This window comes from Modestobacter sp. KNN46-3 (genome assembly GCF_011039295.1).
Genome location: NZ_JAAKGN010000163.1, coordinates 1 through 10314, shown reverse-complemented (window position 1 = coordinate 10314; position 10314 = coordinate 1). Strand labels below are relative to the sequence as shown.

The following is a 10314-nucleotide window of genomic DNA, read 5'->3' as shown; positions in this document are numbered from 1 at the left end:
GCGTGCAGGGCATGTCCTGGGTGACCAGCCCGGCCGCGACCGAGCTCGAGCAGCACGTCATGGACTGGTTCGCCGACCTGCTCGGCCTGCCGGGCTCCTTCCGGTCCACCGGCACCGGTGGCGGCGTGGTGCAGGACTCCAGCTCCGGCGCCAACCTGGTCGCGCTGCTGGCGGCGCTGCACCGGACCAGCAAGGGCGCGACGCTGCGCCAGGGGGTCCGCCCGGAGGAGTACACCGTCTACGTCTCCGCGGAGACGCACAGCTCGATGGAGAAGGCCGCCCGGATCGCCGGGCTCGGCACCGACTCCATCCGGGTGGTCGAGGTCGACGCCGAGCTGGCGATGAGCCCCCGGGCGCTCGAGCAGCGGCTGGAGCGGGACGTGGCCCGCGGGTTCGTCCCGGTGCTGGTCTGCGCGACGGTCGGGACGACGTCGACCACCGCGATCGACCCGCTGGCCGCGCTGGGCCCGATCTGCCAGCGCTTCGGGGTGTGGCTGCACGTGGACGCCGCCTACGCCGGGGTCAGCGCCGTCGTCCCGGAGCTGCGTGCGCTGCAGGCCGGCGTCGAGTGGGCCGACAGCTACACGACCGACGCGCACAAGTGGCTGCTGACCGGGTTCGACGCGACGCTGTTCTGGGTCGCCGACCGGGCCGCGCTCACCGGGGCCCTGTCGATCCTCCCCGAGTACCTGCGCAACGCCGCCACCGACACCGGTGCGGTGGTCGACTACCGGGACTGGCAGATCGAGCTGGGCCGTCGGTTCCGGGCGATGAAGCTGTGGTTCGTGGTCCGCTGGTACGGCGCCGAGGGGCTGCGGGCACACATCCGCGACCACGTCGCGCTGGCCCAGGAGCTGGCCGGCTGGGCTCGGGCCGACGACCGGTTCGACGTCGTCGCCCCGCACCCGTTGTCGCTGGTCTGCCTGCAGCCGCGCTGGGCGCGCGGCGTGGATGCCGACGTCGCCACCATGACCCTGCTGGACCGGCTGAACGACGGCGGTGAGGTCTTCCTGACGCACACCACCGTGGCCGGCCGGGCGGTGCTGCGGGTGGCGATCGGCGCCCCGGCGACCACCCGGGAGCACGTCGAGCGGTTGTGGACGCTGCTGCGGGAGGGCCACGACTGGCTGGCCAACGACTTCGCCGAACAGCAGGCCGAGCAGCGGGCACGTGAGGTCGCCGAGCGCCAGGCCGCAGCCGAGCACGCCGCCGCCGAGGCGGCCGCGGCGGAGCAGGCAGCAGCCGGGCAGGCCGACGCAGCGGCCGCCGCAGCCCCGGAGACCGAGCCGAGCACCGAGCCGGCGGCAGAGGCCACGTCCGGCACCCCGGACACCGGCACTCCGGACACCGAGACCCCGACCGCGGAGACCCCGACCGCCGAGGCCCCCGACGTCGAGACGCCGACCGCGGGGACCCCGGACGCCGGGACCCTCACCGTGGAGACCCCCGCCGCAGGCGACGAGACGGCCACCCAGGCGGGCGCACAGGCCGACCTGGACGCCCCGGCCCCGGCGGACCCGGAGCACCCGGCCCGCTGACCCGGCGGCCGTCGCCTCAGCCCAGGGAGCGGATGAGCCCCTCCTGCGCGACGGTCGCCACGTGCGTGCCGTCGGCGGCCCAGATCTGCCCGAAGCACAGCGCGCGGCCACTCGCCGCCGCCGGGCTGTCGGTCTCGTAGAGGAACCACTCGTCGGCGCGCACCGGCCGGTGGAACCAGACGGCGTGGTCGAGGCTGGCCCCCACGATCGACCCGCCCCAGCCGCCACCGGTGCGGGCCAGCCCTGCCGAGAGCAGGGTCAGGTCGCTCACGAAGGTCAGCGCGGCCGCGTGCACGGCGTCGTCGTCGGGGAGCCGGCCGGCCACCCGGAACCAGACCCGGAACGCGGTGTCCGGTGGCAGCCGCGGCTGCGGGTCGAACGGGTCGGCGAGGTACCGCTGCTCCACCGCCCGTCCGATCGCCGCGGATGCCGCCCCCTGCCCGGGGTGCGCCGCGGTGACCTCGGCGAGCCCCGGCAGCCCGTCCGGACCGGGCACCTCGGGCATCGGCAGGGAGTGCTCGACCACGGCCCGCTCCCCGGCGGTGAAGTCCGCGGTCAGCGCGAAGATCGCGACGTCCTCGCCCTTGCGCGTCTGCCGGGCCACCACCCGCCGGGTGCTGAACGAGCGACCCTCGCGGATGCGGTCGACCTCGTAGCGGATCTCCTCGTGCGGGTCACCGGGGCGGAGGAAGTACGAGTGCAGCGAGTGCACCACCCGCCCCGGCCCCACCGTGGCGTTCGCGGCGGTCAGGGCCTGGGCGGCGACCTGACCGCCGAAGATCCGCTGCAACGGCGTGCTGGGGGTCTGGCCGACGTAGACGTCCGGACCCCGTTCCTCCAGGTACAGGACGACCATCAGCTCCGCAGCCGGGGTCTCCCCCGGCTGCGCGACCCCGGCCGTCACGCCTCGGTCCCCACCTCGTGCACCCGCACCAGGTTCGTGGAGCCGGCGGTGTTCGGCGGGCTGCCGGCCACGATGACGACCTTGTCGCCCTCCTTGAGCCGGCCGATGGACAGCAGCGAGAAGTCGACCTGCCCGACCATGTCGTCGGTGTGGGTGACCTCGGGCACGAGGAAGGTCTCCACGCCCCAGGACAGCGCCAGCCGGCTGCGGACCGCCGGGTCGGTGGTGAAGGCGAGGATCGGCAGCCGGGTGTGCAGCGCCGCGAGCAGCTGCGCGGTCTTGCCGGTCAGCGTGAAGGCGGCCAGCGCGGCGACGTCGAGTGCCTCACCGATGTCCTTGGCGGCCCGCACGATCGCCCCGGAGCGCTGCCGCGGCGGGACGAGGAGCTCGGGCACCCGCACGGCGTCGGACTCGACCGCGTCGATGATCCGCTCCATCGTCTTGACCGCGACGACGGGGAACTTCCCCACCGAGGTCTCCCCCGACAGCATCACCGCGTCCGCACCGTCCAGGACGGCGTTGGCGACGTCGGAGGCCTCGGCCCGGGTGGGCCGGGAGGCGCTGATCATCGACTCGAGCATCTGGGTGGCGACGATGACCGGCTTGTTCCGCTCACGGGCCACCTGCACCGCGCGCTTCTGCACCAGCGGCACCTGCTCCAGCGGCAGCTCCACGCCCAGGTCGCCGCGGGCCACCATGACGCCGTCGAAGGCCTCGACGATCGCCTCGAGGTTCTCGACCGCCTCCGGCTTCTCCAGCTTGGCGATCACCGGCACCTCGACGTCCTCCTGGCGCATGATCTCGCGCACCAGCTCGACGTCCTTGGCGTGCCGCACGAAGGACAGTGCGATGAAGTCGACGCCGAGGGAGAGCGCGAAGCGCAGGTCCTCGGAGTCCTTCTCCGACAGCGCCGGGACGCTGACGGCGACGCCGGGCAGGGACAGGCCCTTGTTGTTGGAGACCTGACCGCCCTCGAGCACCAGGCACCACACGTCGGGGCCGTCGACCTCGACCACGGTCAGGGCGAGCTTGCCGTCGTCGATCAGGAGCCGGTCACCGACCCGCACGTCGTTGGCGAGGTCCTTGTAGGTAGTGGAGACCCGCTCGGCGGTGCCCTCGACGTCCTCGACGGTCACGCAGACCCGGCTGCCGGTCGCCCAGGTGACCGGGCCGTCGGCGAAGGTGCCGAGGCGGATCTTGGGGCCCTGCAGGTCGGCCAGGATGGCCACGGCGCGACCGACCTTGTCGGAGGCCTCGCGCACGAGCCGGTAGGCCGTCTCGTGGTCGGCGTGCTTCCCGTGGCTGAAGTTGAGGCGGGCGACGTCCATGCCGGCCTCGACGAGGGCAGTGATCTGGTCCAGGGAACCGGTCGCCGGGCCCAGCGTGCAGACGATCTTCGCGCGACGAGACATGAGGCAAAACTAGTCGCCCCTCGGGCGGACACAGCGGACCGGGTCCGTCGTGTCCCCCCGAGGGGCAGCAGTCGTCAGGGACGTCTCATGACGCCGACGACCAGCGGTTCAGCGCAGTGGGACGGCGTCCGGGGTGACCGGTCGGGGCAGCATCGAGTTCCCGGTCAGCCAGGTGTCGACGGCGGCGGCCGCGGCGCGCCCCTCGGCGATGGCCCAGACGATCAGCGACTGACCGCGGCCCATGTCCCCGGCCACGAACACTCCGGGGACGCTGGACATGTACTCGTCGTCCCGGGCGACCCGGCCCCGCTCGTCGACGCCACAGCCCAGCTCCTCGACCAGGCCGGTGGTCTCCGGGCCCGTGTAGCCCAGCGCCAGCAGCACCAGGTCGGCCGGCAGCTCCTGGGTGCTGCCGGGCTTGGGCCGGCGCTGGCCGTCGACGACCTCGATCTCCACGACCTCGATCGCCCGGACCCGACCCTGCTCGTCACCGAGGAACGCCTCGGTGTTGACGGCGAACAGGCGCTCGCCGCCCTCCTCGTGCGCCGGGGAGACGCGCAGGATCATCTCGTAGGTCGGCCAGGGGTTGTCCTCGGGCCGGGTGCCCGACGGCGCCGGCTTGTAGTCCAGCTGGGCCACCGAGGCCGCGCCCTGACGGTGCGCGGTGCCCAGGCAGTCCGCGCCGGTGTCGCCGCCGCCGATGATGACCACGTTCTTGCCCTTGGCCGACAGCGGCGGGTCCTCGAGCTCGCCGAGCGCCTGGCGGTTGCCGTGCGGCAGGTACTCCATGGCGAAGTGCACGCCGTCGAGCTCCCGGCCCGGCAGCGGCAGGTCACGCGCCACCGGGGTGCCGATCGCCAGCACGACGGCGTCGTGCTCGGCGCGCAGCTGCTCGGTCGTCAGGCTGCCCGCACTGCCGCCGACGGTGACGTCGGTGACGAACCGGGTGCCCTCGGCGCGCATCTGGTCCAGCCGCCGGTCCAGGTGGCGCTTCTCCATCTTGAACTCGGGGATGCCGTAGCGGATCAGCCCGCCGATCCGGTCGTCCCGCTCGTAGACGGTCACCTGGTGCCCGGCGCGGGTGAGCTGCTGGGCGGCGGCCAGCCCGGCCGGCCCGGACCCGATGACGGCGACCTTCTTGCCGGTGAGCTCCGCCGGCGGCTGCGGGGTGACCCAGCCGTTGACGAACGCCTGGTCGATGATCTCCCACTCGATCTGCTTGATCGTGACCGGCGCGTTCTCCAGGTTGAGCACGCAGGCCGACTCGCACGGCGCGGGGCACAGCTTCCCGGTGAACTCGGGGAAGTTGTTCGTCGCGTGCAGCCGCTCGATCGCCTCCTGCCAGTCGTTCCGGCGGGCGAGGTCGTTCCACTCCGGGATCAGGTTGCCCAGCGGGCAGCCGTGGTGGCAGAAAGGGATGCCGCAGTCCATGCAGCGCGCCGCCTGCTCACGGACCGCCCGCACCGGGAAGACGGCGTCCTCACCCGTGTCCCGGGTCAGGTACACCTCCTTCCAGTCCAGCAGTCGCAGGTCGACCGGCCGCCGCGGCGGCAGCTCACGGTCGAACCTCAGGAACCCGGTGCTGTCAACCACGAGCTGCCTCCATCACGGCTCGGTCCACGTCGTAGCCGGCGGCCTCGGCGGCCCGTCGGGCCTCCATGGCACGCCGGTAGTCACGCGGCATGATCACGCTGAAACGCCCCGACCAACGGCCCCAGTCGGCCAGCAGGCTGGTCGCGACGGCCGAGTCGGTGGCCTCGCGGTAGCGCTCGAGGACGTCGCGGAGCCAGGCAGAGCCCTGCCCGTCCAGCGCCTCGACGTCCACCATCTCGGTGTTGACCCGGTGCCGGGCCAGGTCGAGCACGTACCCGATCCCGCCGGACATGCCCGCGGCGATGTTGCGCCCGGTCGGCCCGAGGATGACTGCGGTGCCGCCGGTCATGTACTCCAGCGCGTGGTCACCGACGCCCTCGACGACGGCCAGCGCCCCGGAGTTGCGGACGCAGAACCGCTCCCCCACCCGGCCGCGGAGGAATACCTCACCGGCCGTCGCGCCGTAGCCGATCACGTTGCCGGCGATGACGTTGTCCTCGGCCGGGAAGCTCGCCTCCGGCGCCGGGCGGACGACGATCCGCCCGCCGGACAGGCCCTTGCCGACGTAGTCGTTGGCGTCGCCGACCAGGGTCATGGTGATCCCGCGCGGCAGGAACGCCCCGAAGGACTGACCCGCCGACCCGGTGAAGGTCAGGTCGACCGTGCCGTCGGGCAGGCCCTCGCCGCCGAACCGCCGGGTGACCATCGAGCCCAGCATGGTGCCGACGGTGCGGTTGACGTTGCGCACCGGCAGCTCGAGGTGCACCGGGCGGGCATCGAGCAGCGCGCCCTCGCACAGCTGGATCAGCGTCTGGTCCAGCGCGACGTCCAGCCCGTGGTCCTGGTCGCGGACCTTGCGCCGCGGCGTGCCCTCGGGCAGGTCGGGCACGGCCAGGATCGGCCGCAGGTCCAGGCCCGAGGCCTTCCAGTGGTCGATCGCCGGCGCCACGTCGAGCAGCTCGGCGTGGCCCACGGCCTCGTCGATGGAGCGGAAGCCCAGCTCGGCCAGGTACCCGCGCACCTGCTCGGCCAGGAACTCGAAGTAGGTCACCACGAACTCGGGCTTGCCGGTGAACCGCTTGCGCAGCTCCGGGTTCTGGGTGGCGATGCCGACCGGGCAGGTGTCCAGGTGGCAGACCCGCATCATCACGCAGCCCTCGACCACCAGCGGCGCGGTGGCGAAGCCGAACTCCTCGGCCCCGAGCAGCGCCGCGACGATGACGTCCCGGCCGGTCTTCATCTGCCCGTCGACCTGCACCACGATCCGGTCGCGCAGCCCGTTGGCCAGCAGCGTCTGCTGGGTCTCGGCCAGCCCGATCTCCCAGGGGATGCCGGCGTGCTTGAGCGAGGTCAGCGGTGCGGCACCGGTGCCGCCGTCGAAGCCGGAGACCAGGACGACGTCGGCCTTGGCCTTGCTGACCCCGGCCGCGACCGTGCCGATCCCGGACTCCGCGACCAGCTTGACGTGCACCCGCGCCTCGTTGTTCGCGTTCTTGAGGTCGTGGATGAGCTGCTTGAGGTCCTCGATCGAGTAGATGTCGTGGTGCGGCGGCGGGCTGATCAGGCCGACGCCGGGCGTGGAGTGCCGGGTACGGGCCACCCACGGGTAGACCTTGCTGCCCGGCAGCTGTCCGCCCTCGCCGGGCTTGGCGCCCTGGGCCATCTTGATCTGGATGTCGTCGGCGTTGACCAGGTACTCGCTGGTGACGCCGAACCGCCCGCTGGCCACCTGCTTGATCGAGGAGCGGCGCAGGTCGCCGTTGGGGTCGGCGGTGAAGCGGTCGGGGTCCTCGCCACCCTCACCGGTGTTGGACCGGCCCCCCAGCCGGTTCATCGCGATCGCCAGGGTCTCGTGCGCCTCGGCGGAGATGGAGCCGTAGCTCATCGCGCCGGTCTGGAACCGCTTGACGATCTCGCTGACCGGCTCCACCTCCTCCAGCGGGACGGCGGGCCGGTCACCGGTCTTGAGGGTGAACAGGCCGCGCAGCGTCGCCGCCTCGGCGGACAGCCCGTCGACGGTGTCGGTGTAGCGCTGGAAGACGTCGTACTGCCGCGACCGGGTGGCGTGCTGGAGCAGGAACACCGTCTCGGGGTTGAACAGGTGCACCTCGCCCTCGCGGCGCCACTGGTACTCCCCGCCGGTCTCCAGCCGCCGGTGCGCCGTCTCGGTCGGGTTGCTCGGGTAGGCGCGGCGGTGCCGCATCACGACCTCTTCGGCGAGCACGTCGAGCCCGACGCCGTCCAGCGTGGCCGACGTCCCGGTGAAGTACTCGTCGACGACGGCCTTGGACAGGCCGACCGTCTCGAAGATCTGCGCCATCGTGTACGAGCCGACGGTGCTGATGCCCATCTTGCTCATCACCTTCAGCACGCCCTTGCCCATGGCCTTGACCACGTTGCGGACCGCCTGGGCAGGCTGGACGCCGGTGAGCGTGCCGGTGCGGATCAGGTCCTCGACGCTCTCGAACGCCAGGTAGGGGTTCACCGCGGCCGCGCCGTAGCCCAGCAGCAGCGCGACGTGGTGCACCTCACGGCAGTCGCCGGACTCGACGATCAGGCCGACCTGCATGCGGGTGCGCTCGCGCACCAGGTGGTGGTGGACGGCGGCGGTCATCAGCAGCGACGGGATCGGGGCGCGCTTCTCGTCGCAGTCGCGGTCGGACAGCACGATGACCCGGGCGCCGGCGGCGATCGCCTTGCTGACCTTGGTGCGCAGGTCCTGGACCGCCTGGGCCAGCGCCTCGCCCCCGCCGGCGACGTCGAAGTGGCCGGTGATCCGGACGGCGGCGAAACCGGGCAGGTCACCGTCGTCGTCGATGTGCAGGATCTTGGCCAGCTCGTCGTTGTCGATGACCGGGTAGGGCAGGAAGAGCTGCCGGCAGGAGGCCGGGGTGGCGTCGAGCAGGTTCTGCTCGGGGCCGAAGGTCCGCCCCAGGCTGGTGACCAGCTCCTCGCGGATGGCGTCCAGCGGGGGGTTGGTGACCTGGGCGAAGAGCTGGGTGAAGTAGTCGTAGAGCTGGCGCGAGCGGTCCGACAGCGACGCGATCGGGGTGTCGGTGCCCATCGAGCCGATCGGCTCGGCGCCGCTGGCGGCCATCGGCTGCACCAGGATGCGCAGCTCCTCCTCGGTGTAGCCGAAGAGCTGCTGCCGACGGACGACGGACTCGTGGCTGGGCCGGGAACGGCGCCGCTCGGGCAGCTGCGGGAGGTGCACCTGCCCCGCGTGCAGCCAGTCGTCGTAGGGCTCGGCGGTGGCCAGGGCGCCCTTGACCTCCTCGTCGGAGACGATCCGCCCGGCGGCGGTGTCGACGAGGAACATCCGGCCCGGCTGCAGCCGGCCCTTGGCCACCACGTCGCCGGCCGGGATGTCGAGCACGCCGGCCTCGCTGGCCAGCACGACCAGGTCGTCCTTGGTGCGCCACCAGCGGCCCGGGCGCAGGCCGTTGCGGTCCAGGACCGCGCCGATCAGGCTGCCGTCGGTGAACGCGACACAGGCGGGCCCGTCCCAGGGCTCCATGATCGAGGAGTGGAACCGGTAGAAGGCGCGGCGGGCCGCGTCCATCTCGTCGTGGTTCTCCCACGCCTCCGGGATCATCATCAGCACCGCGTGCGGCAGTGACCGGCCGGACAGGTGCAGCAGCTCGAGCACCTCGTCGAAGGTCGCGGAGTCGCTGAAGTCGCTGGCGGTGACCGGGAAGATCCGCTCCAGGCCGAGCTCGCTGGCCGGGCCGGCCGGACCGTCGAACAGCCCGGTCTCCAGCTTGGCCTCGCGGGCCCGCATCCGGTTCCGGTTGCCCTTGATGGTGTTGATCTCGCCGTTGTGGGCGATGAACCGGAAGGGGTGGGCCAGCGGCCAGCTGGGGAAGGTGTTGGTGGAGAACCGGCTGTGCACCAGCGCGATCGCCGACTCGTACCGCTCGTCGGTCAGGTCGGGGAAGAACGCCGGCAGCTGGTCGGTGGTCAGCATGCCCTTGTAGGTGATCGTCCGGGAGGACAGCGAGGCGATGTAGCAGCTGGTGCCGGCGTCCCGGGCCGCGCGCTCGACCCGCTTGCGGAGCACGAAGGCCCGCCGCTCGAGCCGGGTGACCCCGTGCGGGGCCGCGGTGCCACCGAAGGCGCGCGCGTCGGCCCGGGCACCGATGGTCTCGGCGACGAAGAGCTGGGCGAAGTGCGGCATGACCCGCCGGGCGGTGGGCCCGAGGTCGGCGGCGTCCGGGTCGACCGGCAGCACCCGCCAGCCCAGGACGGTCAGGCCCTCCTCGGCGGCGAGCCCGGCGACGGCGTCGACGACGGAGGCCCGCTCGGTCTCGTCGGCGGGCAGGAAGGCGATCCCGACGGCGTACTCGCCCAGCGGCGGCAGGTCGAAGTCGACGCTCTCCCGCAGCAGTCCGTCGGGGACCTGGGTCAGGATCCCGGCTCCGTCACCGGAGTTCGGCTCCGACCCCGCGGCGCCCCGGTGGTCGAGGTTGTGCAGCGCGGTGAGCCCGGCCGCGACGATCTTCCGGGAGCGGCGGCCACGGGCGTCGGCGACGAAGGCGACGCCACAGGCGTCGTGCTCGTTGGCCGGGTCGTAGAGGCCGGAGGCGGCCGGGAGCGCGGAGAAGGGCACGGCCGGAAGGGCTGCGGCCGGGGACGGCGATTTCGCGGAGGGGGCGGCGAGGTCAGACATGTCACTCCCGTCGTCGGCTGGCCGCGGCGCCGGCTCCACCGCCCGGGGTCCGGGTCGGCGGGTGGCGCTGGTGCGGGGGGTCGCAGACCCCGCCGGGTGGTCAGAGCGCTTGCTCTTATACCTTTCACACACTTCCCTCTCCACACCGGGGGTTGGCATGGGGGTGTGTCGCTCTGAGCAAAAAATATAACATATATA

Annotated in this window: 5 protein-coding genes; 1 reads left to right on the top strand and 4 read right to left on the bottom strand. The window is 72.6% G+C overall.

The window, feature by feature from the left end; genetic code table 11:
• Positions 1 to 1538, top strand: a 1538-nt coding sequence (locus G5C62_RS22695) for a pyridoxal-dependent decarboxylase (RefSeq protein WP_164702786.1), incomplete at its 5' end; no start/stop codon positions are given.
• A gap of 16 nt (positions 1539 to 1554) precedes the next feature.
• Here the strand turns inward: G5C62_RS22695 and G5C62_RS22690 are convergent.
• From G5C62_RS22690 to gltB, 4 genes are all read right to left on the bottom strand, one after another.
• On the bottom strand, positions 1555 to 2442 hold the full coding sequence (locus G5C62_RS22690) for an acyl-CoA thioesterase II (protein ID WP_241176071.1): 888 nt from the start codon (positions 2440 to 2442) through the stop codon (positions 1555 to 1557).
• Positions 2439 to 3854, bottom strand: a complete 1416-nt coding sequence (pyk, locus tag G5C62_RS22685) for a pyruvate kinase (RefSeq protein WP_164702785.1) — start codon at positions 3852 to 3854, stop codon at positions 2439 to 2441. Before pyk ends, G5C62_RS22690 begins: the two co-directional genes overlap by 4 nt.
• Positions 3855 to 3962: 108 nt before the next feature.
• Positions 3963 to 5447 carry a glutamate synthase subunit beta gene (locus G5C62_RS22680; protein WP_164702784.1) on the bottom strand — a complete coding sequence of 495 codons (1485 nt, stop codon included), beginning with the start codon at positions 5445 to 5447 and terminating at the stop codon, positions 3963 to 3965.
• Positions 5440 to 10116 (bottom strand): glutamate synthase large subunit, encoded by a 4677-nt coding sequence (gltB, locus tag G5C62_RS22675; RefSeq protein ID WP_206330803.1) that lies wholly within the window; start codon positions 10114 to 10116, stop codon positions 5440 to 5442. Before gltB ends, G5C62_RS22680 begins: the two co-directional genes overlap by 8 nt.
• Positions 10117 to 10314 lie beyond the last annotated feature (198 nt).